The sequence below is a fragment of the Pseudoalteromonas sp. S1610 genome (assembly GCF_005887465.1).
GTDB classification, from domain to species: domain Bacteria; phylum Pseudomonadota; class Gammaproteobacteria; order Enterobacterales; family Alteromonadaceae; genus Pseudoalteromonas; species Pseudoalteromonas undina.
The window spans coordinates 1-22215 of the sequence record NZ_PNDI01000019.1; the positions used below are offsets into that span (position 1 = coordinate 1).

Consider the following 22215-nt stretch of genomic DNA (forward strand, 5'->3'; position numbering starts at 1 on the left):
AAGAGTATAAATTGTTATGTGAAAGTAGGACATTACCAGGCTCCAAATACAAGAAAGCCCGATTCGAAAGAGTCGGGCTTTTTTACGTCTGCAGGAAAGTGAAAATATTAGCCGTCAGCTATCAGTTGCACTGCGTTAATCAGGCAACCGTAGCGTGGGTTGAGTATCACGGAACCCACGGATAAAAGAACACGAAGAACACGACAGAGGATGAGTCGGGCTTTTTTACGTTTGGAATAAAGTAAAAGAAGGTTCTAGGTGAAAGGAAGAGAATTGATCAGAGCCGACTCTAAGGCATTCTAATGCGTCGTCGCAACGAAGTAGCGCACCCACTCCAAATATAAGTCAGTGTACAGCCCTCAGTTTTGAAGTATTACCATCAGCACTCTCTCTTTACTGATCTTAGTTATTCTCCTTGCATCTTTAAACTAGTCCCTAAATTATCATCTTGTTGCAATTTCATTGTTGGTTTAATAACTGTCCTGTGTAAAACTATCTAGGATAATTTAGTAAATCAGGTGACATGAATGTCGAATATAAAAGCTTGGAAACTTCTCAGCCTGTTTTGTTTGTTTACAGCACTGATTGGTTGTCAATCTAAAGAAGAACAGCTACAACAAACAATTCAAGAGTCCATTAAAAAGGCCGATGTCGAGCTTACTCAGCTTGGTAAAGCACTTGATAATGGTAGTATACGTAATGCGATTATTCTTAAAGAATACAGTCGTATCCTTAAACAACAGCAGCCTGAACTCAGTAAGGTTGTTGATGTAGTTAGCCTTGATGCCACACGCCAAGGAGCCCTTTATAGTGGTTTAACCCAACGTCTTGATGATATTAAGGGTAATTACTTAATTCCTCCTTACGAAGACACTTTATACAATATTGATTTATTGCGTGAGGCGGCCAAGCCAACTTTATTTTCTGATGCCTTAACCGATCCTATTAATATGCTTGCGGATATGTCGAATGGCTCTTTGGCACGAGTTGGTGCTATAAGCCAAAAAGCTGAAGGCCAAGGGGTTGGTAACCAAATGGTAGGTAATCCTAACTATGGTAATTGGCAAACGAATAGTAGCGGTATTAGTTTTTGGCAATGGTACGGCATGTACCGTATTTTGGGTGATGTATTTGACCGAGTTGAATACGGAAGTTGGAGTAAACGCCGCAAGTATAGTTACTACAATGACTATGGTCGTACTCGTTACTCAAGCCCTAAACAAATAAAAACCCAAAGTGCATTAGAAACACGTACACGACAATCTTACCAACGCCAAGGCAAGCAGTTTACTAGTCCTTATGCGAGTAAAAAAACAGGTGCATCAGGTTTGAGTCGCAGCAGTTATACGCCGCCTAAAAGTCGCAGCAGTTACTCAAGAGCGAGTAGTTATAGCAATAATTCAGGATCGGTTCGTAATAGCAGTAGCAGAACCTCGCGCGGCGTAAGTCGTGGTAAGTAAAGAATAACGTTGGAGTTAGAATAATATGTATGAATTTAATGGAATAACTATGTGGTCTTTGCAAGCACTGTCTGTAGACTTTGCAATTATCATCTTACTGTTTGTTAGCCTAAAGTATATTAAAGGTTGGGTGTCTAATTTACATGCTAATGATGAAATTACCGAGCGAGATAACTTTGCATTCGGAATAAGCTTTGCCGCTGGCTTAGTTGCCCTTGCGATTGTATTAACGGGTGTAAGTAGTGGTGCTTTTGCTGCTACGTTACAAAAAGAAGCTCTGTTAATGCTTGGCTATGGTGCATTAGCAATTTTGCTTATAAAGCTGGGTCACTTTTTTCAAGATAAAGTGGCATTGCGTAAAGTAAGCTTACATAACGAAATAGTCAAAGGTAACGTTACTGCGTCAATTATTGATTTTGGCCATGTAGTTAGTGTTGCAGTGGTTATTCGCTCTGCACTATTGTGGGTTGCTACCGAAGGCTGGCATGGCATTCCTATTGTGATTGCCGCTTTTGTGATTGGTAGTGTGGTACTGCTTTTAGTAAGCCAATACCGAGTGCAGTTATTTAAACGCACCAATAAAAGCGGTGATTGCCTACAACAAGCCATTGTTGATGGTAATTTAGCAGTAGGTGTTCGCTATGCCGGCTTTTTAATTGGTAGTGCATTAGCCATTACTGCTGCAACAGGTATTGCTCCCTATGCTGCCGATAATATTAACGCGAGTTTACTTTACTGGGCGCTAAGTGCCGTTGTTAGTTTGGTTGCTTTCATTTTACTGCACTTACTGACGATTAAAATCATTCTTGCTGGATGTGATATTTCAGATGAAGTGAATCGCCAAAAGAATGTGGGTGTTGCCGCTATTTCCGCAGCTGTGTCATTTGCTGTCGGGATCACTATGGCCACACTACTGGGTGCATAATCACGTGTCATCAACTCAAGCTTCCCCAAGTAAATTTAATTTACTTGGGCATGATATTTTACTGATCACTGTTATGGCCGTACTCGCAGGATGCGGCCTTATTTATGAATACTTACTTTCTCATTACGCTGGCCGAGTACTAGGCTCAGTTGAGAGTGCAATTTACGCCATGATAGGCACTATGATTGTAGCTATGGGGATGGGTGCATTTTTAGCGCGTTGGTTTAAAGATGCCTTTACCGCATTTGCCTGGCTAGAAAGCATTATTGCGCTCATAGGTATGGGCTGTATATTAGCCATTGCTAGTATTATTGCTGTAAGCTATTCACTCCCTCATTTATTCTCAAGTATTTTTAATATTCCCCCTGACGTTATTCTTAATGGTTACGTGTTTCAAAAGCTACAAGAATGGTCTCGCTTTTTACCTTATGTATTTGGCCTAATATTAGGGCTATTTATTGGTATGGAGATACCTTTGATTGCGCGTATTCGCCAGCATGTTTATGGGCGCTTCTTAGAAAATAACGCCGGCACTATATATGGGGCTGACTATATTGGCGCCGGTATTGGCGCGGCAATTTGGGTGAGTATTATGCTCGCGATGCCAATAATGCAAGCCGCTGCTTGGACAGCGCTATTTAACATTATTGCCGGCCTTGCCTTTTTATGGCGTTACCATAGCTATGTACGCTTTGCTAAGTTGCTATTGGTTTGCCATATATTACTGCTGGTGCTATTCGCTTTTATTTTGCAGTTTGGTAGTAGCTGGATGGATAACCTAAGTAACGTACTATACAAAGATAAAGTTATTTATTCCCAAGCAACGAAATACCAGCATGTGGTGTTAACCGAACGCTTAAGTAAAAATCAGCCACAGCCTATCACCGACCTATACTTAAATGGTCGTTTGCAGTTCTCAAGTATTGATGAGCAAATATATCACTCAATGCTTGTTTATCCTGCAATGCTCGCATCTAATCGTCATGACCGTATTTTGATTATTGGTGGCGGTGACGGATTGGCCATGCGTGATGTATTAAAGTGGCCGGTTGAGGAAGTGACTTTAATTGATTTAGATGGACAGCTACTCAATTTATTTGGTCATAAAGATAATCAATACACACCGCCTGATGATATTAAACAGCGATTAATGGCACTCAATAATGAATCGATGCATGACCCCCGAGCAAATATTATTGTGGGTGATGCATTTTTAGAAGTAGAAAGGCTACTGGATCAGTCAAAGCAGTTCGATACTATCCTAATTGACCTGCCAGACCCTAATCATCCCGATCTGAATAAGATGTATAGCGACTATTTTTATAACCATGTGCGTCAATTATTGGCACCTGATGGTGCTATGGCGGTACAGTCAACCTCGCCTTATCATGCGAAAAAGGCATTTTTAAGTATTGCTAAAACGGTGAAAGCCGCAGGTTTTGATTATGTAGAGCAATATCAGCAAAACATCCCTTCGTTTGGTCAGTGGGGGTGGACTATTGCTACTAAAATGGGTCAATCACCAAGTGCACGTATTAGCAATATAACTGATATGCCAGTGCCATCTCGGTGGATTAGTAAAAAATATTTATTAGCCAGTTTTGCATTTCCTAATAACTATTTTGAACAAGTTAACGATATTGAAGTCAATAGGTTAGGCTCTGGTCGCTTATATGATTATTACCGAGCTGCTTGGCAAATAGAAAGTGAATTGTATAAAAATTAATAAAATATGGTTGACATAATATGTCGACCATGCGAATCTTAACTCAGACATAATATGTCAAACGACAAAAAGGCAGAGACATGGAATTAAATGAACTTTCAATAAAATTAGCGTCTTTTGAAACTGAGGGTGCTAACTTTGAGTCTTTCTTGATTGCCAATCCAGGTGAGCAAGATGTTTTACAAGTCATTGTTGATGGAAACGATGAGCTTCCAATTTTTGTTACCCAAACACAAGAGCAATTATTATGTATTAGCTACTTGTTTGGTGAAGACGAAGTAAAAAGCGAGTTACGCGACGAGTTAAACGAAACACTACTGCGTTTAAACGTGCCAATTCCGCTAAGTGCATTTGCCAAAATCGATAATAAATATGCGATTTTTGGTGCACTTTCGGTAAATTCATCATTAGATGACGTTACCCACGAACTAGTGACGTTAGCGGATAACGCAATTGATGCACTAGAAGCCGTGACCTTGTATTTAAACGATTAGGATACCCGCATAGGTAAGTGCTGATTGCTAATAGTATATGGCTCTCGCTTTACCTAATAGGATATAAACAAGTTTTTGGAGTTAAGATTATGAGTATTTTAAAAAAATTATTTACAGCGGTACGTGGTGGCGCGCGTGAAGCGGGCGAAGCAATTGTTGATGCGAATGGTATTCGTATTTTTGAACAAGAAATTGCCGATGCACAAAATGCACTGAATCGTGCTAAAAAAAGCCTGACAGAAGTAATGGCTAAAGAGATGCAAACCAAACGTAAAATTAGCGCAGTAGATGCATCAATTGCTGAGCACGAAGCGTATGCAGGTCAAGCCCTTGAAAAAGGGAATGAAGCATTAGCATTAGAAATTGCAGAAAAAATTGGTGACTTTGAAGCTGAGAAAGCCGAACACGAGCAAGTGTTAGCGGGCTTTACTAATCACATAGTGACGTTGAAGCAGCAAGTTAAAGATGCTGAAAAATCAATTAAAGAAAACCAGCGTCAGCTTACTATGGTTAAAACCACAGAAAGCGTTCAACAAGCGACAATGGCTGTAAATAGCACGCTTAATACTAATAATTCGTCAATGACGTCGGCGCGTCAATCGCTTGAGCGTATTAAGCAACGCCAACAAGACCGTACTGATCAATTAGGTGCTGCAAAGTCTTTAGAAGCAGATGTTAATGGCGATGATTTAAAAGCTAAAATGGCTGAAGCGGGTATTGGTGATACCAATCCAAAAAGTGCTGATATTCTAGCGCGCATTAAAGCGAAGCAAAATAGCTAACATTTAGAACCATATTAAAAAGGTAACCGAGTTTTGCTCCGTTACCTTTTTTGCTTACAGAGGCACCTTATATGTTTAATTTTTTCAAATCTAAAAAAAAGCCAGAACGTCAGCTTAATCACGCGAGTGACCTTAAAAAAGGTGACATGTTTACAGTGATTGACTCGTTTGCTTATCCTGCATGGCTCAAAGGCCAAACACTTCGCGTTATTGATGTGCAAACGTATCAGTACCAACATAGTAGTGATACTGAATTCGTACTTGAAACTAACACAGGCCAAGTGGTGTTTTTACAAATAGAACAAAACGATGGTGAGCAGTGGGCTAATTTCTCAATAAAGATTCAGCGTGATGATGTTGATGAAGTATTTGGTTTGGATGAGTTTTCACGTATTTTTGATGAAGAATCGTTAACGCATATTACAGTTAAAAATACGCCTGAGCGCTTTATGCAGTTTTTAGCTGGAAGTTATCAACAAAGCGAATCACCTTATGTATGTTATTTTCATAATAAAGATTTTCGTGGCCAAGCGCTACCTCGCTATGAGCAAGACGGTGGTGAACCCTGTGAAATGATTTGTTTAGCGTCACCCGATGAAGGGCATAGCGTTAATATCGAAATTTGGGAGGGAGGTGAAACAGAAGTATCACTGACATTAACTCGCCCAATTAGCGATATTGTTGACTTGTTTCCTGGAGATGCCCAGTGAGTGATGCTAAAGACAAGTGGTTGCGCCAAGAGCAAGCTGTGCGCGCCACGCAAATGGCCTTTGATTTGAGTAGTGAGGTACAAAAGTCGATAAAAAAACAAGCTATCGACCAAGAACTTACTCCCTCAGATATGATCCGCAAAATTTTAGGCCTTGATGTAAAGTCTAAAAAAACACGGCAGCGTTTATCGTTTAATTTAAATGATGATGAAATAGCGCAATTGGCTAGTCGGTTTGAAGTTGCAGTAGATGATAAAAGAGCGGTAAAGCAACAGGTAGCAGATCTACTCATTGAGCATACAAAAAAGACTAAGTAACCCTTTTGCCTTCTTTATATAAAATACTTACACTGAGGTTATTATTTCTAAAGAAGTGCAGCTGTGAATATTATATTGATTGCCTACTTACTTATGTTTGCGTTATTTGGCACAGCGGCAAGCTACTTTGTGCGTTTTATATATGCTTATTGGGTACAAAAGAACATGCCTTTGGAATACATTTTTAAGGCTGGTGTATGTATTTTCATGGTAGTGGTTATTTCGGTGTTAATACCACTATTAAATTAACACCGAAACGAACTGCTACTGGTAATTAACGGTTTTACATTGGTTATCAATACATAAAGAGTGAACTTCTAGCACTGGTGAACAGTCATCGAACTCAAGCGCAGTGTTATTTTTTTGTTCTTGCTGAGTGATTTTTTGTGCTAATTGCTCGGCATGCTTTTGAGAATTATTTAATGTTGAATACACAACATACTTACTCGGCCCCCCACAGACACGCGAGCCAACACCTAACACCTTACATTGATAACTGGCTGTGCAGCTTTTATTACTTGTAAGCTCATTAAGCTGAGTATTTAAAACAGATTCACTCGCGTTTTGAGCTGTGCTTGGTGTTAGTGCGCTACTGCAACCGCTAAGCAGCATAGTCATGACAACACTGGCAGCTGATAGTTTAATTACGGATGACAAACAACTCATAATCTAATCCTTAAAATACACTTACCGCAGAGCCTTCAAGTTTAACACATTTATTTTCAACGCACTGGGTACTAGGCGCAGTTAAATGTTGGCAAATACTCATCATGCCTTTTTGCGCATTATAAGTACTTTCCAATTGAGTAATTGTATCGCTTAGGGCTGAAACCTGTTTTTGGGGGGCGCTTTGTGTCGAGTACACAATATAATCGCTCGGTCCACCACAGGCACGGCTACCAACAGCATTCACTTTACACTGTGAACTCGTTGAACATTGCTTATCTGCTATGAGGCTGTTTAGCTTATCTTTTGCTGTTTTAATATCATCAAGCGACACTTCTTTTGCTGCATCAGCTGGTAATGGCTGTGCTATTTTATTTTGCTTATTCGCTTGTGGTAATTTTTGTTGCGGTATCGGCGTAGACGTATTTTCTACCGCATTGGTTTTAGTTTGCTCAGTTTTATTTGAGGTTGTTTCTAAGCACGCCGTTAAGCAAAGCGGTAGCAGTAGAGCGAGTAATGGAGTACGCATAATCGTTCCTGATAGTGATGAATTATTCATCACTATCATACACTGTGCATTCATTACAGCAATAAAAACTCTACTATCAACATATTAAAGAGGTGATAAGGAGAGTTTTTAAGTTAACCCGCCTTGCGTTAATTTAGCTGGATTGAGTAATGCCTCTAATTCTGATCGCGATAGGTCGGTTTCTTGCTCAGCGATATCAATAATTGGCTGTGCTTGCTGATAAGCTTGCTTAGCAATTTTTGCTGCTTTTTCGTAGCCAATAACAGGGTTTAGCGCAGTCACTAAAATCGGGTTTTTAGTTAATGCTTTATCAATCTGATTTTGATTAACTTTAAAGCTAGCAATGGCTTTATCTGCCAACGCTTGCGCGCTATTAGCGAGTATCTCGGCACTTTGCAAAATATTGTAAGCGATTACCGGCAGCATTACGTTAAGCTCAAAGTTGCCAGCTTGGCCTGCAACCGTAATGGTTGCGTCGTTACCAATGACTTGGGCGCTAACCATTGCAGCGGCTTCTGGGATCACCGGATTCACTTTACCAGGCATAATTGATGAGCCAGGCTGTAATGCTTCAAGTTCAATTTCTGAAAGTCCCGCAAGTGGGCCTGAGTTCATCCAACGTAAATCGTTGGCTATTTTCATTTGTGCAACTGCATAGACTTTTAGCTGTCCTGATAAAGCGACAATCGCATCTTGCGATCCAATATTATAAAAAAAGTTATCGCTAGGGGTAAATTGAATCCCTACCTTTTCAGTTAGCTGTGTGGCAAATAGAGCGGCAAATTGTGGGTCGGCATTAATACCTGTACCTACTGCTGTGCCACCTTGCGCTAGCTCACAGACACGTATTAGTGCATGCTCAATACTGCTAGCTGCATGCTTAACCTGCGATTGCCATGCGCTGAGTGTTTGCTCAAAAGTTATTGGCATTGCATCCATTAAATGAGTGCGCCCAGTTTTAACTATGTGACCGATGTCTGCTTTTTTTTGCTCTAAGGCGTCTGCTAAATTTGCTAGTGCTGGCAGTAATTTTTTATCAACGCTGATCGCACTACTCAAAGCAATCGCAGTGGGAATAACGTCATTAGAGCTTTGCCCCATATTCACATCGTCATTTGGGTGAATAGCTTGGTTAGCATGTTTTGAGGCTAAGCTCGCAATGACCTCATTAGCATTCATATTTGAGCTAGTACCTGAGCCAGTTTGAAAAATATCAACGGGGAAATGCTCATAATGCTTACCATCAATAATTTCTTGGCAGGCATGGTCGATTGCATTTGCTTTCGTTTTATCTAAATGACCTAGTTTGAAATTGGCTATTGCAGCGGCTTGCTTGATATACGCTAAGGCAATAATAAATTGCTGCGGCATTGTGAGGCTACTGATCGTAAAGTTATTAATGGCGCGTTGGGTCTGTGCTTTATAAAGTGCGTCAGCGGGCACGTTGAGTGTGCCCATGCTATCTGATTCTGTTCTAAAGTTACTCATTAGTACTCCTATAAAAGAGAATATATGACATTTAACTACGCTATATAAAAAGATATGGTGCTGTTATTACTATTTACAACGGTATAGCTAAAAAGTAGAGGGCGTCAAGGCAAGTTAACAAGTGGGATTAAAACTAAAAAGTCGACTTAAACTGATTTTAAGTCGACTTAAATAATGTATTTATATAAACAGCCGGTTACAAGGCTAAACAGAATTTTAATTGTAGCCAAGAATAAATATTTGGTCTGTTTCATGTTTGTTTTGTGCCTTTTGAGTATTTTTTACATGAGAAAGTAAGTCGATAACCGTTGCTCTACAATCTGTTTCATAACTCGTTTTATCTAGGCTTTTGTCTGTAACTGCCATTGCAGCATCTACTGCGGTATAAGGTGAAATATACATAATGTTATCCTTTTGTAGTTTAGTACTCATTAAGTGAGTAATTTAATAAAAGCATATAGCGTACCAGCTCGGTAAAGATAATTTAACGTATTGAAATTGATGTTATTTTATTATTTTGGCCAATTTACTCACGACAGAATAGCTGAAATTTGTTTTACTATTGTGCATTCATTTGCAATTTAGGTGCATCAGTATGACCAAACCGTTTTCACAAGCCTGCGAAAATAATAAAAATCATATACTTAAGGCTTTGCAGCCTGCATTGCAAAATGCAGCATCAGTACTTGAGATAGGCTCGGGGACGGGTCAGCATAGTGTTTTCTTTGCCAAAAAATTGCCACATTTACAATGGTATACCAGTGATCGAGAGGTTAATCATCAAGGAATAAAGTTATGGCATGATGAGGTGCAACTGGCAAACTTGCATCCGCCTTTATTACTTGATCTAAACTATTCTTGGCCAGTAAATAAAGTGGATGCGGTATATACTGCTAATACTTTTCACATAGTGAGCTGGGAGTTAATTACGCGTTTTTTTGCTGGAGTAAATCAGCACTTAAACCAGCAAGGGGTGGTGTGTGTATATGGCCCTTTCAAATATAAAGGGGAGTTTACCAGCCCCAGTAATGATGAATTTAATAGTTTATTGCAAAGTCGCGATCCGCTTAGTGGTATTCGTGATTTCGAAGCGGTTGAACAGCTTGCAGTGCAATATGGGCTTAAGTTACTCAGCGATACTGCGATGCCTGCAAATAATCAGTTACTCATTTTTAAACGGCAATAAAGTGCTACATTGTTGTTTGTAAATTTCGATATGTTGGCATTCGCGTTCTAAGTAATCTGCAATGGCATTATTAAAATCGGGGTGAACAATGTGATGGGCAGAGTAAGTGATTACCGGTTGAAAACCACGAGCGATTTTATGCTCTCCTTGTGCCCCAGCATTAAAGCACTGAATGTTATGCTTAATAGCATAATCAATCCCTTGGTAATAACACAGCTCAAAGTGAAGCGAATCTATCTCTTCACTAGCACCCCAATAGCGGCCGTAAAGGGTATTATCATCAATTAAGCTTAAGGTGGCGGCAATTACTTGCTGGTCTCTTTTGGCTAGCATAATGAGCAATTTGTCAGCCATTAAAGCGTGTAACAAGCTAAAAAAATCACTGTTTAAGTAGCCTAAATGACCCGATCGTTTTAAATAAGTGCGTTGATAAAACTCACAAAAAAGCTGCATTGTAGCGGTAGTGATTTTCTTGCCTTTGAGCCATTCAATACTGATATTTTGCTCTGTGATTTTAGCGCGCTCTTTTTTAACGGCTTTACGCTTTCGGGCATTAAAGGTTTTTAAAAAATCGTCAAAATCTTTAAAGTTATTATTAAACCATTGAAACTGCACGCCGATTCTTCGCATAGCACCGGTATCATAAAGATGGGTGGCTTGTGCTTTGTCGCAAAAGTTTACATGCCAGCCTGACCATGCCTGTTCTACGCAGTGGCTTTTAAGTTGCTCTGTTATGTACTTATACACTAGCTTTGGATTGCTATGCATAATACGTATTCTTTGTCCCTCAATCGGGCTAAAGGGAATACCACATAGCCATTTAGGGTAATAATCTAAGCCATTTTTTTCATAAGCTTCAGCCCATGCCCAGTCAAATACATATTCACCGTAGGAGTGCGCTTTTAAGTAGCCAGGGGCAAGCGCAATGAGTTTATCGCCTTCATAAACGGCTAAGTGATGAGGCTGCCAACCTGTTTTAGCACTTACACATTGGCTTTGCTCAAGTGCGTATAAAAAAGCATGTTGGGTGAATGGGTCGTTACCAAAAAATTGATGCCACTGTGTTGCATCAATTTGATTAATACTATTAAACCAACTGTGAGAAAAGTGGCTCATAATGCTTTGCCTACTACTGTTGTCTGTGTGTTACTTGTTAATTTTGATAATAATTCGACAGCCATATTCGGTTTTCTATTTTGGATAAAACCTTATGGTTCATCCTGCTCGATATATTGAGATAAGCATTGTGTGAGCTTATCGAGTTCGAGAGGTTTTGCAAGATGTTCGTTAAAACCAATTGCTAAGGCATTGGCTTTATCTTCAGGCATTACATCAGCGGTTAAGGCGATCACAGGTAATTGTTCAGCACTTTTAGTTTTCCGTATCAATGCGGTGGCCTGGTAACCGTCCATAACTGGCATTTGGCAATCCATTAACACTAAATCGAAGTCATTTATTTTAACTTGTTCTACTGCCAACTCTCCATTTTCAACCAATGTTGGGGTGATCCCCAAAGAGCTAAGCATTGCTTTTATCACTAATTGATTGACGCTGTTATCTTCTGCAACCAGTATTTTTAGTTTGCTTAAATCAACATGCTGTTGCGAGTGCTTCGCCGTTACTTGTTGTACAGCACAGGTATTTAACTCGACAGACAGAGTAAAAGTGGAGCCTTTACCTGGCTCACTTTGTACTTTGATATCTCCAGACATTAATAAGCTAAGTTCTTTTGCGATTGCCAAACCAAGCCCTGTACCACCAAACTTACGTGATGTTGAGCTATCAGCTTGGGTGAATGCATCAAATAATTTACTTTGCTCTGAAGCGGCAATACCGATACCCGAGTCCCTAATAGCCAAGGTAATTTGATGACGTTTATCGGCGATCTCCTTGCTGTATGCGCTAATACTTACTTCACCTTCGTAAGTAAACTTAATAGCGTTACTACACAGGTTTAATAAAATTTGCTCAATTCGCATAACATCACCTTCAAACCAAATGTCGGTTGGTAATTGGTTATCAACTTTCCAGTTAATACCTTTTTGTTCAGCGCTTTGCTCGAACATGCTACTGATCCGAGCAAGAAGAGCATTCAAATCAAAAGGAGCAACTTCTAAGGTTAGTTTTTGTGATTCAATTTTAGAGATATCGAGTACATCATTGATTAAACTTAATAATGAGTTAGATGCTAAATTAATTTTATTTAAATAATCAGAAAGAGTTTCAGGACGCTCTTCATTTTTAGCTAAGGTTGAAAAGCCGATCACAGCGTTAAGCGGGGTGCGAATTTCATGGCTCATATTTGCTAAAAACCGGCTTTTAGCTTGATTTGCCAAATCAGAATGCTGTTTAGCCTTAACGAGAGAGCGAGTACGCTCTGCTACCAAACGTGAAAGTGCAAGGTGTTGGTGATTAAACAACAGTAATATAAGTAAAATGAGTGAGCTTACAATGACCTGTAAAATAAGTAAAAAGAGTGTCATATTATTAGTTTGATGCGGTAAGAATTCATCTTTAATCGCTAAATCTACTAGCCATGTTTGTCCTGCAAAATTAATTTCGATAGTTGTAAGTTTATTGCTTTTGGTTGGTTTGTTTTCGACGTTTGAATAAAACGGATTAATAGCATTGGCTTCATAAATAGCGATATTAAACATTTTATTTTGTGCTTGGGTAAGCGATTGAGCAAGTATGTTTTTTACTAAAAATACGCCTGTTGCGTAGCCTTTAATTGATGCAATCTCATTATTTTGTTGATACACAGGAGAAAATAATAAATACGCGGGTTCAGGTCGCTGTGTTTGAACTAATTGAATTATTTTAGTACCGACAGGGCGATTTTTGATACGTGGATCGAGTAAAGTCTCACGACGATCTTTACGAGAGTTGAGATTAAAACCTATGGCGGATTGGTTTTCTGACAAAGGAGCAATATAAGTGATAATCACCAATGGATCGTTGTTTGATAATGGGGCGCCTTTAATGCTCGGAACAAAGTTGTGTGTATTATAAATTTCATCAAGCTGTTTGTTAAAGTCCCTGACCTGAGCCTGGTTAATTTTGCGGTTCCATGAAAATGCTTTAATAAATGAATGCTCAGCCAATAGTTGAGCACTGTAAATATCAAACTCTTGCTTGCTTAAAGTCGGTGTTGATTGTATTTGGCTTGCAAGGCTTTGTACGGTTATTTGACTGAGGTTTAAATTGCTCAGTAAACTGTTTTCAATGATAGATGTTTCGCGTTTGGCAATTTGTATCGCATTTGAATAACTCTCTTGATTATATAGCTTTGTGGTAAAAGCTACAGAGATGAATAATACCGAGCAAACTGCGATGGTAGGTAGTGGGGTGAAGTAATGTCGTTTAAATTTAGGTTGTAATAACGCCAATATAAAAGGAGTTGCGATCAGCACACCAAGAGAATCACCAAGCCACCAAAAAGTAACATTTCTCCAATGATTATCAATACTGTAAGCAGGGTTAAACTGACTTAAAGCATAGACGCCAATATTGGCCGATATTAGGCTAACGACAATACCAACGATAAAAATAAAATAAATTATTGATTGGCGCTTCTTTAAAAACAGCGGATGACCTAGCCAGTATTTTAAAAAAGCTGCGCCAATCATCCCTTGTAGTACAGCACCAAAGCCGATTAGTAACACCTGCTCTAATGTATTGCCAATTAAAACTTGATCAGTAATAACGTTATCACCGGTACTTAAATTAAAGGCGACAGAGGCAATAAATAATGCCGGAATAAAACGCCACCACCAGATAAAACAGCCAACTAGGGCAATACCTGCAGGGAGCCAGATAGGGATTACTTGTGATTGGAAGGCAAAATTAGTTAATAACTTACCAGTTGCAAAATAAGCCACCGCAAACAATATGTAAAAAGCAGAAGAACTGGATGTTGAACGAAAAATCTTCACATGCATCCTTGTTTAATATTATTTTTATAGTTGAATCTCAGTATAGCGGATCAGTACTAAATAGTATTATTTTTTAAAGTGGTAACTGTTTTTTACTAAATGACTGCTTTAATACAACGGTTGATTCTATGTTGGCGATACAGCTTAAGCTTCCCAGTTGGTGCTTTACGAACTGCTCATAACTTTCTAAATCGTGAGAGATAATTTTTAATAAATAATCGTGGCTGCCTGAGATCACTGAACACTCAAGTACATGCGGTAGCTTTTCTACATGTTGTTCAAACTGTTGTGCGGCACTCACTGAATTTTGGCACAGTCGCACAAAAGCATAAACCAGTACATTCAGGTTGAGTGACTTAGGGTTAATAGCTGCGTGATAACCAATAATAACCTGTTCTTGCTCAAGTTTTTTAATGCGCCTTAGAGTAGGAGTATCCGAGAGATTAATGGTATTGGCTAATTCTGATACCGACATTCGGGCTTGCGACTGCAAGGCAACGAGTAGCTGCTGATCTTTATTATCTAACATGGCTATAGAATCTTATTAATTATTTGTCTAGTAATAGTGATTATTGCTAACAATAACTGCTTTTACTATTTTTTTTAGCGTTTTAACCTCTGGGATCTTTGCTAGCATTAAAAAATAATAATAACAGGATGTAGTCATGAGTTCTTACACTGCTAAATTTGATAATTGGATTAGGTCTGAGTTTGTTGCTCTAAACTCTCAGTTAGAAGAGTTGTATTGGCAACAAGATGATAAAGCAAATGTTGAAGGGGTTGGGGATAACTTAAAGCAAACCTTGAAAGAGCAAGGTAATGCGTTGATCAGCGATTTATTAGCTGAAGGTAATACCGACGAAGGATTTGATAGCGCATTTGATTTACTTGGTAATGTCGGTTTGTTTATGGCGGCTTGCCGTAGACATGAAATTACAGAGCCAAGCAGAGAGAATAGTTCACCGCTGATAGAAGCATCGGCGCTTGCCATGCATATTGGTGCTTCAATTGGAGTAACCCCTCGTTTTGCCACCGCGCATTTAACCACCCATAATAAAGCCATTAATGGCACCTATAAACGGTTTACAAATCTTGATGATGAAACTCTATTTTTAGATTACAACACCCAAGGTATTTTAGCGTATAAACGTGCGAGTGATGCTTTACTAAAAATACTGCCATTAGGTATTTCACACCCAGTCACGGCTGAACTACTTGAGGTGGTTAAAACGGCACTTATTGATGTAATAGCGTCGAATAATGCCTTGTATACTCAACTTGATACCGAGCGTTTTTTTAATTGTGTACGCCCATACTACAAGCCTTTCCGGGTAGGTAAAGAGGTTTACCGTGGTGCAAATGCGGGAGATTTTGCCGGCATTAATGTTATTGATATGCTGTTAGGGCTTTGCAATGCCAATGAGCCGAGTTACTCACAAATGCTGGTGGATAAATTTTTATATATGATGCCAGAGGACCAACAAATATTGCGAGAAGCCATGCGTATGCAAAGCTTTATGGATGACTTCTTAAAAGCCGAGCAATATAAACACACAGAGTGGTTTCAAAAGCACGGCAAATTATTTATACAAGTGTGTAAGTTACATGGTGACACCGCTATCGGTCATCATAATCAGTTGGTTGAGAAGTTTATTGCCCAACCGTCACAGCAAATGCAACAACAGCATATAAGCAAAGTAACTGCCAGTGGACCACCTTTACCGGTACTGCTAGATTCCTTAGCTAAATTAAGGGATAGACGTGCAGCAGCTAAGCGAGACGATATTAATACGCGTTTTGATGACTTAAATACGCTAAAACAGTGGATTAACTAATATGGCTAAAAATGATTTTTGTATGCCAAGGGGCTGCTATTTATTAAGCCACTCTGTTGGTCGTCCTCTAAAAAGCACTTTAGAAAATGCTACTGAGCAGTTTTTTACTCCTTGGCAGGAAAGTGCCAAAGAGCCATGGCAGCAATGGCTACCAGCTATAGAAAATTTTACGGGTGCATTAGGGCGGCTATTTAATGCGCCAAGTGAGCAGTTTTGTCCTCAGGTTAACTTATCTAGTGGTTTAACTAAATTGCTTATGTCGCACCCCGTATTTAATAAACCACAGTGCACGGTATTAATGGCGCAGGCCGACTTTCCAAGTATGGGGTTTGTAATGCAAAAAGCACTCCCTGCATGTGCAACAATACGTTTCATCCCCGAGCATGAAGATCTAAGTGATAGGCAGGTATGGCAGCGATATTTAACCCCAGAGATTGATGGTGTGTTTGTTAGTCATGTTTATTCTAATACGGGTGTACAAGCTCCTTTAAACGATATTGTGGCGCTTAGTAAAGTCACGAATACACTCTCAATAATTGATGTGGCGCAATCGGCAGGGGTTATCCCTGTCGATCTAACGGCGTTAAATGCCGATTTTATGATTGGCTCAAGTGTGAAGTGGTTATGCGGGGGGCCAGGTGCGGCCTATTTATGGGTAAATCCAAAGCAAATAACGCAATGTGAACCAAAAGATGTTGGTTGGTTTTCACATCAAAATCCATTCGAGTTTGATATTACGCATTTTCAATATAACGCTAAAACGCTTAGGTTTTGGGGTGGTACGCCTTCTATACTCCCTTATGTTATTGCCGCTGATAGCATTGAATATATTGCCCAGTTTGGTGTGGATAAAGTAAGAGCGCATAATTTGGCGTTGTTAACGTTACTTCAGCAGCAGCTGGCTGCTTTTTTAGTATCGCCAAAGGATAAAGATCAGTGTAGTGGTACCGCTATTTTAGATTTTGCAAAGCACCAACAAAATGTATTAGCGGAATTGGAGGCAGCAAATATAAGTGTGGATGTGCGCAAACTCGGTATTCGTATTTCACCGCACATATACAATACAGCGTCAGAGATACAAGCGTTTATTGCTACGGTGAAAAAGGTAATTAAGGCTGCTGATTAAGCTGTTGTTTTTTTTGAGTGAGTGCCGCTATTTGTTGTTGTGCTTGTTTTATTTGCGGTTCAAATCTTTGTTTAAGTACCGCAGTTTCTGTAGCAATTGCATCTGCAATCGAATCAGCGCCTAAACGATTTGCTTTATCTTGGGTCATGTAACCGACTTGCTGTTTTTTTTGTGCGTATTCTTGTTGGTATTGCTTTATTTTAAGCTCAAGCTTCACAATATCGCGCTCTATTTGTTGCACCTCAAGGTAGTCATCAACTGAGGTATCGATAACTAGGGCGTTTTCAGATTGCAATGCATTGGTTTGCATAATGTTGACGTTTTTAAGCGTGATCACTTTAGCGTCTTTAGCGCAAGGAGTTTGACTGAAAGTCGGCACTCCTTTAATGGTGCATTTAAAAACCGTCACTTCATTTGCCATGCTGACAGTGCAGGCACCTAAAAAACACAGTAGTAATATTAGCTTTGCCATGGTTAAACCTAAGCTGGTTTAAAGTACCATTTATAATGCACTAAGTTGTAACACCATACAATTTGTTTAATTTAATAGCCTAAGTCAAGTATGCCTTCCAAAACGAACAATTCCATAGGTTGTTAAAATTTAGGCACAAAAAAACCACAATTAAGTGGCTTATATTCAGTAATGGTGGAGAGGGAGGGATTCGAACCCTCGATAGAGCTACAAACTCTATACTCCCTTAGCAGGGGAGCTCCTTCGGCCACTCGGACACCTCTCCGACGCATTATTCTGCGTATTATTAATCGGGATAAAACCAATTAATAAAAATAAGTGGTGGAGAGATAGGGATTTGAACCCTAGAGGGGCTATAAACCCCTGCCGGTTTTCAAGACCGGTGCATTCGACCACTCTGCCATCTCTCCACGTCGTGATGCAGGATAATACTTAGGAGAGTAGTCTGTGTAAATAGCAAAAAGATCGTTTGCTTAAAAAGTGAGCGTAAATGCGGTTTTTTTTATAAATAATGAAGATTTAAGGTGATTTTTAGCTATGAGGTGGCTGGCAGCAAACAGGAGGAGCTAAAGAAGAGTCTTCATTAGAGGTTGGGTGTTTGCTGCAACAATACAAAATCATGGTTGGGTGATTATTTGTATTGAATTGCACCGCCAAGTGCTAATTTTTTTCCGTAACGGTTAAGTTTAGCTAGCATTTTTGCTTTGCGATTAGTTGGCTTAACGGCAACGTGAGTTGTGGCTGTTTGGTTAAGTGTATTAATTGGGTTCATTTTATTCGCTCCATGGTTGTGTCTGTTGAAAACATGTGCATTTTGCACGCAGGGTGGTTAAAAATAAAGCGATAAAAATTACTGGTGAAGTATTAGTTTTTTTAATCCGAAATCGTTTTATTAATTTGTCGTTCAACTACTGGTTTATTATTTTTTGTATAATTATTCATCTTGGCTCATTGCTATGTCGCTTTTATATGGGGTCTTTTCGGTTTTTTTGAGTTTAAACTGTTTATAAAAAGAGTTTTTTGAATATTTATTCAGATTAAATTATTTTGTATTGGTTGGGCTTAACTTTACTTTGTTCAAAGATTTAACATGTTATTTATAGGTGGTTAATTATTTATCAGATAAGAGCAGTAAATAAACGATCAAAATAGTGTTGCGAGGTTTTTAAATTATAAAAAAAGTGCCTAGGTTACTAGGCACTTTGGAGTTAGTTGCGTTTTAAAACGCTTCTAACTGGGGAACGTACCATCTCATGAATATAAATCTAAAAAGATGGGTTTAATTATGTTTGCAATTTGGGCTTACAATCATCAGCTTGGGTGGCATTTTAACTATTCTAGAGCGAAGCGAAGATTATACTTTGGTTTGTATTTTACTATGAAGCCACAAAACAATGCTGCACAGCAAGAGTAGATCCGCTCAACAGTCTATTATTTGAGTTAAATGGTTTTAAATAGGGTATAAAAGGCAAAATGCGGCATAGCTTAAAAGCAAATGCCGCAAAGGGAGATTAATGCGGGGTATTATTCTATTAGTGCTGTTTAATAGTAAATAGCTCATAGCCTTTTAATGCAGGAACTTGAGCGGTTAGTTGCGTTTCTTGTTGTGCTATTTCAACAAAATCATCACATAATGAATTTGCACGCTTTTCAAGTGTTTTGGCATGCAGCTCTACTTTTTCTTCTATTTGTGCGCCCATATTTTCCATGCGCTCTTCAAATGCTTGCATGTCACCGCCTGAACTCATTAACTCAGAGCCCAATGCCACTAAAATGCTGCCCATTGATTCCATTACTGCTGATTCTACTGCTGTTTCTATTTGCTTTTCAAACTGCTGTTCAAAGTTTTCACCAAATTGAGTAAAGCTTTGTTGACCCATTACAAAAGTACCTTGCTGATAAAAGGTGCTTTCAACCTCTTGATGAATATCGTCCATTAAGGCTGAAATATTATCGAGGCCGTTAATATTAAACGCATTTGCAACTTCTTCTAATGTTACACCTGCAATTTTAACCCCTTCAAGGGCAATATTGGCCACTTCAGGTAATTGCACGCGTAAATTGTCTGTGTAGTCGGTCATTGCTTGGCGCTGTGCACTATTTAATGCTACTTGCTCGCCATTGATAGACAGCTCACCTTCAGCGGTAAATAGCATGTGCTGATTATTGGCTTTAAAAATTTCTAATTCATTAGGTTTGATGCGCACATCGTTCTTAAATTCAACGTTACATTCATCGTTACTAAATGAAATTGAAGAGTCGCTAGTATTGTGAGCCATTGCTACTGGAGCGCACATTATCGCGCTAACTAATAATAATTTTTTCATGTTTATTCTCTGCTTTTTGCTGATGATAATTAACTTATAACAAGTTTGATGCCAATTATTTTTAATGTTTTAAAACAATGGCTTGAGATTTTTTGAATGCTTTAAAGCCGAAAGTGTACTCATTGAAAATACTAAAATATGGTCAAAATAACCAACAATTAAATGCTAATAAATAAAATTTATCGATACGATAAAAAACTCTCACTTTCCACAATTCAAATTTAACGCTATTTATTCACAATACTGACACAGAGACTATTTAGGATAGCTATGTGGCTTTATTTTGACGTAAATTTGTACAGATAATTTATGTTGAACATTTTAATTTCACCAATTATCGCGATATAGAAATCCGTAATTGGTCTCAAACACTTTATGGAGTGGGTTGTGGGTAAGACATTTAGTTACGATGCGCTAGATGATGATTTTGTTGAAGACGAATACGAAATGGTCGGGCGTAATCAACACGACAAGAAAAAGCAAAAGGTGAAAAGAAAGTTAGAGGATTACCTTGAGCAAAAACGCTTGCGTAAAAATCTAGGTGAAGATGACTTAAACGATTATATTGATTAAGCTCTCGCTAGTACAAATAAGCGTTACAGTTTGTAATAAAGAGGCTTTGTGCCTCTTTATAGTTTTTTGGGGTTAAGCCTTAGCTGCAAGCAGAGCTTTTTCAATTACTTTTTCTAGTTTTTCAGGTTTAGTAATAGGTGCAAAGCGCTTAATAGGTGTACCATCTGCCGCTACTAAAAACTTAGTGAAGTTCCACTTAATTTTTCGGGTTAAAAACCCCGGTAGTACAGACTTTAAATAGCGGAAAACAGAATCTGTATGCTGGCCATTTACATTCACTTTTTCTGCGATTAAAAAACTAACCCCGTAATTTATTAAACAACCTTGCGCTATTTGCTCAGCGTCGCCGGGCTCTTGTTGACCAAATTGGTTACATGGAAAGCCTATAATGATCAAACCTTGGCTTGCATACTTTTCATGTAATGCTTGCAATGACTGATATTGATAAGTTAATCCACATTCACTTGCGGTATTTACGATTAATACAACTTTACCTTCAAACTCTTTAAAGTCGATTGGCTGGCCTTGTAGGCTGGTAGTCTTTAGTTGATGGAATGGGTGCATATAAATACGCTTATTATTTGTTTATTTTGCATAGTCTAACCCTTGTGTGATGATCTACAAAGTCTAAGTCACTTTTACAGCGCTTACTGCTAATTTAAAATTAAAAATAGCCCCATACCGGCCAAGGTAGTTAAGTAAATATTATGCGTTTTGTAAGCAACAACAATAGCGACTATGGCAGCACTGAGATAAGGGTTTTGCCAGTTTAGATTAATACCTTCGTCATTTATAAATACAATTGGCACCCAAATCGCCGTTAGTACCGCAGGTGCACTAAAGCTCAAAAACTGTTGCATTTTAGGCCCTACTTTAAATGGCAAGGCGCGGTGTAAGAATAAATAGCGAGTAAAAAAAGTAATACATGCCATTAGTAAAATAGTGGTCATCATTTTTTGGCACCCTTATTTTGCACTAATCTGGTAACAGCGTAACCTGCGCTCATTGCTAGAAGCGCAGAGCATACTAACCATAATTCAAAGCCTGTGCTTTTTAATAAAGTGGCACTGCTCCCTGCAACAATGACTGTAACTAGAGTAGCTAAGTTTTTAATCCCTGGAATTACTAAGGCAATAAAAGTTGCTGCAATAGCAAAATCGAGTCCTAAATTAGTGAGATCTGGAAGCATAGTACCGGCTACAATGCCAATTAGAGTCCAAATATTCCAAGCAATGTAAAAGCTAAAACCTGCGCTCAATGCATAAATTAAACGGGTTTTAGTACGATAGGCGCGAGGGTGGTGCGAAAAGGCAAACAGTTCATCAGTTAACACAAAGCTGACAGGAAGGCGCCAACGCATGGGTTGCTCAATCACTTTGTGACGAACCGCCAAGCCATATAAAAAATGGCGAGAGCTAATAATAAACGTGGTAAAAAGAATGGTTAGTAGAGGGGTATTACCAGCAATGAGCTCAATTGCAACCAGCTGCGCCGAGCCTGCAAATACCAGTAGCGACATGGCTTGAGTTTCAAAAGGGGTAAAGCCATTTTGTATTGCTAACGAGCCACATAAAATGCCCCAAGGAATAACCGCTAAACACAGTGGTAGCATATCTAAAAAGCCTTTTAATACTGGTTTTTTAATTGATTGCATGTGTTTTACT

At 38.9% G+C, this 22215-nt stretch carries 25 protein-coding genes and 2 tRNA genes; 12 read left to right on the forward strand and 15 right to left on the reverse strand.

Annotated elements, in window-relative coordinates:
• Positions 1–527 precede the first annotated feature (527 nt).
• The 8 genes from CWB77_RS08950 to CWB77_RS18615 all read left to right on the forward strand — a co-directional run bounded on the left by CWB77_RS08950 (position 528) and on the right by CWB77_RS18615 (position 6663).
• Positions 528–1460, forward strand: a complete 933-nt coding sequence (locus CWB77_RS08950) for a hypothetical protein (protein WP_008113289.1) — start codon at positions 528–530, stop codon at positions 1458–1460.
• A 25-nt stretch (positions 1461–1485) separates the two neighbouring features.
• Positions 1486–2385, forward strand: coding sequence for a DUF350 domain-containing protein (locus tag CWB77_RS08955; protein ID WP_138622403.1), 900 nt, complete (start codon positions 1486–1488; stop codon positions 2383–2385).
• A gap of 4 nt (positions 2386–2389) precedes the next feature.
• The gene (locus CWB77_RS08960; RefSeq protein ID WP_138622405.1) at positions 2390–4111 is read left to right on the forward strand and encodes a polyamine aminopropyltransferase; all 1722 of its coding nucleotides are present in this window, start codon (positions 2390–2392) and stop codon (positions 4109–4111) included.
• 80 nt (positions 4112–4191) lie between these two features.
• Positions 4192–4605, forward strand: coding sequence for a YjfI family protein (locus CWB77_RS08965; RefSeq protein ID WP_008113284.1), 414 nt, complete (start codon positions 4192–4194; stop codon positions 4603–4605).
• A gap of 89 nt (positions 4606–4694) precedes the next feature.
• Positions 4695–5387 carry a PspA/IM30 family protein gene (locus CWB77_RS08970; RefSeq protein ID WP_036980772.1) on the forward strand — a complete coding sequence of 231 codons (693 nt, stop codon included), beginning with the start codon at positions 4695–4697 and terminating at the stop codon, positions 5385–5387.
• Positions 5388–5458: 71 nt separating this feature from the next.
• Positions 5459–6097, forward strand: coding sequence for a DUF4178 domain-containing protein (locus CWB77_RS08975; protein WP_010392538.1), 639 nt, complete (start codon positions 5459–5461; stop codon positions 6095–6097).
• Positions 6094–6414: a hypothetical protein gene (locus CWB77_RS08980; RefSeq protein WP_010392540.1), complete on the forward strand. Its 321-nt coding sequence runs from the start codon at positions 6094–6096 to the stop codon at positions 6412–6414. Before CWB77_RS08975 ends, CWB77_RS08980 begins: the two co-directional genes overlap by 4 nt.
• 63 nt (positions 6415–6477) lie before the next feature.
• Positions 6478–6663: a hypothetical protein gene (locus tag CWB77_RS18615; protein ID WP_021033113.1), complete on the forward strand. Its 186-nt coding sequence runs from the start codon at positions 6478–6480 to the stop codon at positions 6661–6663.
• A gap of 15 nt (positions 6664–6678) precedes the next feature.
• On the opposite strand, the gene CWB77_RS08990 is transcribed toward CWB77_RS18615, so the two are convergent.
• From CWB77_RS08990 to CWB77_RS09005, 4 genes are all read right to left on the reverse strand, one after another.
• The gene (locus CWB77_RS08990) at positions 6679–7080 is read right to left on the reverse strand and encodes a hypothetical protein (RefSeq protein ID WP_010392543.1); all 402 of its coding nucleotides are present in this window, start codon (positions 7078–7080) and stop codon (positions 6679–6681) included.
• 10 nt (positions 7081–7090) lie between these two features.
• Positions 7091–7609, reverse strand: a complete 519-nt coding sequence (locus CWB77_RS08995) for a hypothetical protein (protein WP_010392545.1) — start codon at positions 7607–7609, stop codon at positions 7091–7093.
• A 108-nt stretch (positions 7610–7717) separates the two neighbouring features.
• Positions 7718–9097 (reverse strand): class II fumarate hydratase, encoded by a 1380-nt coding sequence (locus tag CWB77_RS09000; RefSeq protein WP_138622407.1) that lies wholly within the window; start codon positions 9095–9097, stop codon positions 7718–7720.
• A gap of 216 nt (positions 9098–9313) precedes the next feature.
• On the reverse strand, positions 9314–9499 hold the full coding sequence (locus CWB77_RS09005) for a hypothetical protein (RefSeq protein ID WP_008113269.1): 186 nt from the start codon (positions 9497–9499) through the stop codon (positions 9314–9316).
• A gap of 193 nt (positions 9500–9692) precedes the next feature.
• Between CWB77_RS09005 and CWB77_RS09010 the strand changes: the two genes are divergently transcribed.
• Positions 9693–10283 (forward strand): DUF938 domain-containing protein, encoded by a 591-nt coding sequence (locus tag CWB77_RS09010; protein WP_010392551.1) that lies wholly within the window; start codon positions 9693–9695, stop codon positions 10281–10283.
• Here CWB77_RS09010 and CWB77_RS09015 read toward each other — a convergent pair.
• The 3 genes from CWB77_RS09015 to CWB77_RS09025 all read right to left on the reverse strand — a co-directional run bounded on the left by CWB77_RS09015 (position 10260) and on the right by CWB77_RS09025 (position 14747).
• Entirely contained in the window at positions 10260–11399 is a 1140-nt protein-coding gene (locus CWB77_RS09015) for a GNAT family N-acetyltransferase (protein WP_138622409.1), read from the reverse strand. The two genes, CWB77_RS09010 and CWB77_RS09015, sit on opposite strands and share 24 nt — an antisense overlap.
• A 92-nt stretch (positions 11400–11491) precedes the next feature.
• Positions 11492–14218: an ATP-binding protein gene (locus CWB77_RS09020; protein WP_138622411.1), complete on the reverse strand. Its 2727-nt coding sequence runs from the start codon at positions 14216–14218 to the stop codon at positions 11492–11494.
• Between the two features lie 73 nt (positions 14219–14291).
• Positions 14292–14747, reverse strand: a complete 456-nt coding sequence (locus CWB77_RS09025) for an Lrp/AsnC family transcriptional regulator (protein ID WP_008468510.1) — start codon at positions 14745–14747, stop codon at positions 14292–14294.
• A gap of 136 nt (positions 14748–14883) precedes the next feature.
• Between CWB77_RS09025 and CWB77_RS09030 the strand changes: the two genes are divergently transcribed.
• Together CWB77_RS09030 and CWB77_RS09035 are read left to right on the forward strand one after the other, a co-directional pair.
• Positions 14884–16053 carry a PrnB family protein gene (locus CWB77_RS09030; protein ID WP_138622413.1) on the forward strand — a complete coding sequence of 390 codons (1170 nt, stop codon included), beginning with the start codon at positions 14884–14886 and terminating at the stop codon, positions 16051–16053.
• Position 16054: 1 nt separating this feature from the next.
• On the forward strand, positions 16055–17179 hold the full coding sequence (locus CWB77_RS09035) for an aminotransferase class V-fold PLP-dependent enzyme (protein ID WP_138622415.1): 1125 nt from the start codon (positions 16055–16057) through the stop codon (positions 17177–17179).
• On the opposite strand, the gene CWB77_RS09040 is transcribed toward CWB77_RS09035, so the two are convergent.
• The 5 genes from CWB77_RS09040 to CWB77_RS09055 all read right to left on the reverse strand — a co-directional run bounded on the left by CWB77_RS09040 (position 17163) and on the right by CWB77_RS09055 (position 19978).
• A complete protein-coding gene (locus CWB77_RS09040) occupies positions 17163–17651 on the reverse strand; it encodes an RNA-binding protein (protein ID WP_138622417.1) in 489 nt (162 codons plus the stop codon). The genes CWB77_RS09035 and CWB77_RS09040 overlap by 17 nt on opposite strands.
• Positions 17652–17823: 172 nt before the next feature.
• Positions 17824–17916, reverse strand: a tRNA-Ser gene (locus tag CWB77_RS09045).
• A gap of 54 nt (positions 17917–17970) precedes the next feature.
• A tRNA-Ser gene (locus CWB77_RS09050) sits at positions 17971–18061 on the reverse strand.
• 221 nt (positions 18062–18282) lie between these two features.
• Entirely contained in the window at positions 18283–18423 is a 141-nt protein-coding gene (locus tag CWB77_RS18420) for a hypothetical protein (RefSeq protein ID WP_010392563.1), read from the reverse strand.
• Between the two features lie 760 nt (positions 18424–19183).
• Positions 19184–19978: a YggN family protein gene (locus CWB77_RS09055; protein ID WP_138622419.1), complete on the reverse strand. Its 795-nt coding sequence runs from the start codon at positions 19976–19978 to the stop codon at positions 19184–19186.
• 387 nt (positions 19979–20365) lie between these two features.
• Here CWB77_RS09055 and CWB77_RS09060 point away from each other — a divergent pair, with 387 nt between their 5' ends.
• Positions 20366–20551 (forward strand): PA3496 family putative envelope integrity protein, encoded by a 186-nt coding sequence (locus tag CWB77_RS09060; RefSeq protein WP_008108975.1) that lies wholly within the window; start codon positions 20366–20368, stop codon positions 20549–20551.
• 72 nt (positions 20552–20623) lie between these two features.
• On the opposite strand, the gene CWB77_RS09065 is transcribed toward CWB77_RS09060, so the two are convergent.
• From CWB77_RS09065 to CWB77_RS09075, 3 genes are all read right to left on the reverse strand, one after another.
• Positions 20624–21115, reverse strand: a complete 492-nt coding sequence (locus tag CWB77_RS09065) for a glutathione peroxidase (protein ID WP_010392568.1) — start codon at positions 21113–21115, stop codon at positions 20624–20626.
• 89 nt (positions 21116–21204) lie between these two features.
• Positions 21205–21504 carry an AzlD domain-containing protein gene (locus tag CWB77_RS09070; RefSeq protein WP_008108977.1) on the reverse strand — a complete coding sequence of 100 codons (300 nt, stop codon included), beginning with the start codon at positions 21502–21504 and terminating at the stop codon, positions 21205–21207.
• Positions 21501–22205 carry an AzlC family ABC transporter permease gene (locus tag CWB77_RS09075; RefSeq protein WP_138622421.1) on the reverse strand — a complete coding sequence of 235 codons (705 nt, stop codon included), beginning with the start codon at positions 22203–22205 and terminating at the stop codon, positions 21501–21503. The genes CWB77_RS09070 and CWB77_RS09075 overlap by 4 nt, the downstream gene beginning before the upstream one ends.
• Positions 22206–22215: the final 10 nt, after the last annotated feature.

Coding starts and splice junctions, on each gene's coding strand:
- CWB77_RS08950 (WP_008113289.1), top strand. CDS start 528: ATGTCGAATATAAAAGCTTGGAAACTTCTCAGCCTGTTTTGTTTGTTT.
- CWB77_RS08955 (WP_138622403.1), top strand. CDS start 1,486: ATGTATGAATTTAATGGAATAACTATGTGGTCTTTGCAAGCACTGTCT.
- CWB77_RS08965 (WP_008113284.1), top strand. CDS start 4,192: ATGGAATTAAATGAACTTTCAATAAAATTAGCGTCTTTTGAAACTGAG.
- CWB77_RS08970 (WP_036980772.1), top strand. CDS start 4,695: ATGAGTATTTTAAAAAAATTATTTACAGCGGTACGTGGTGGCGCGCGT.
- CWB77_RS08975 (WP_010392538.1), top strand. CDS start 5,459: ATGTTTAATTTTTTCAAATCTAAAAAAAAGCCAGAACGTCAGCTTAAT.
- CWB77_RS08990 (WP_010392543.1), bottom strand. CDS start 7,080: ATGAGTTGTTTGTCATCCGTAATTAAACTATCAGCTGCCAGTGTTGTC.
- CWB77_RS08995 (WP_010392545.1), bottom strand. CDS start 7,609: ATGCGTACTCCATTACTCGCTCTACTGCTACCGCTTTGCTTAACGGCG.
- CWB77_RS09000 (WP_138622407.1), bottom strand. CDS start 9,097: ATGAGTAACTTTAGAACAGAATCAGATAGCATGGGCACACTCAACGTG.
- CWB77_RS09005 (WP_008113269.1), bottom strand. CDS start 9,499: ATGTATATTTCACCTTATACCGCAGTAGATGCTGCAATGGCAGTTACA.
- CWB77_RS09010 (WP_010392551.1), top strand. CDS start 9,693: ATGACCAAACCGTTTTCACAAGCCTGCGAAAATAATAAAAATCATATA.
- CWB77_RS09015 (WP_138622409.1), bottom strand. CDS start 11,399: ATGAGCCACTTTTCTCACAGTTGGTTTAATAGTATTAATCAAATTGAT.
- CWB77_RS09025 (WP_008468510.1), bottom strand. CDS start 14,747: ATGTTAGATAATAAAGATCAGCAGCTACTCGTTGCCTTGCAGTCGCAA.
- CWB77_RS09030 (WP_138622413.1), top strand. CDS start 14,884: ATGAGTTCTTACACTGCTAAATTTGATAATTGGATTAGGTCTGAGTTT.
- CWB77_RS09035 (WP_138622415.1), top strand. CDS start 16,055: ATGGCTAAAAATGATTTTTGTATGCCAAGGGGCTGCTATTTATTAAGC.
- CWB77_RS09040 (WP_138622417.1), bottom strand. CDS start 17,651: ATGGCAAAGCTAATATTACTACTGTGTTTTTTAGGTGCCTGCACTGTC.
- CWB77_RS18420 (WP_010392563.1), bottom strand. CDS start 18,423: ATGAACCCAATTAATACACTTAACCAAACAGCCACAACTCACGTTGCC.
- CWB77_RS09055 (WP_138622419.1), bottom strand. CDS start 19,978: ATGAAAAAATTATTATTAGTTAGCGCGATAATGTGCGCTCCAGTAGCA.
- CWB77_RS09065 (WP_010392568.1), bottom strand. CDS start 21,115: ATGCACCCATTCCATCAACTAAAGACTACCAGCCTACAAGGCCAGCCA.
- CWB77_RS09070 (WP_008108977.1), bottom strand. CDS start 21,504: ATGATGACCACTATTTTACTAATGGCATGTATTACTTTTTTTACTCGC.
- CWB77_RS09075 (WP_138622421.1), bottom strand. CDS start 22,205: ATGCAATCAATTAAAAAACCAGTATTAAAAGGCTTTTTAGATATGCTA.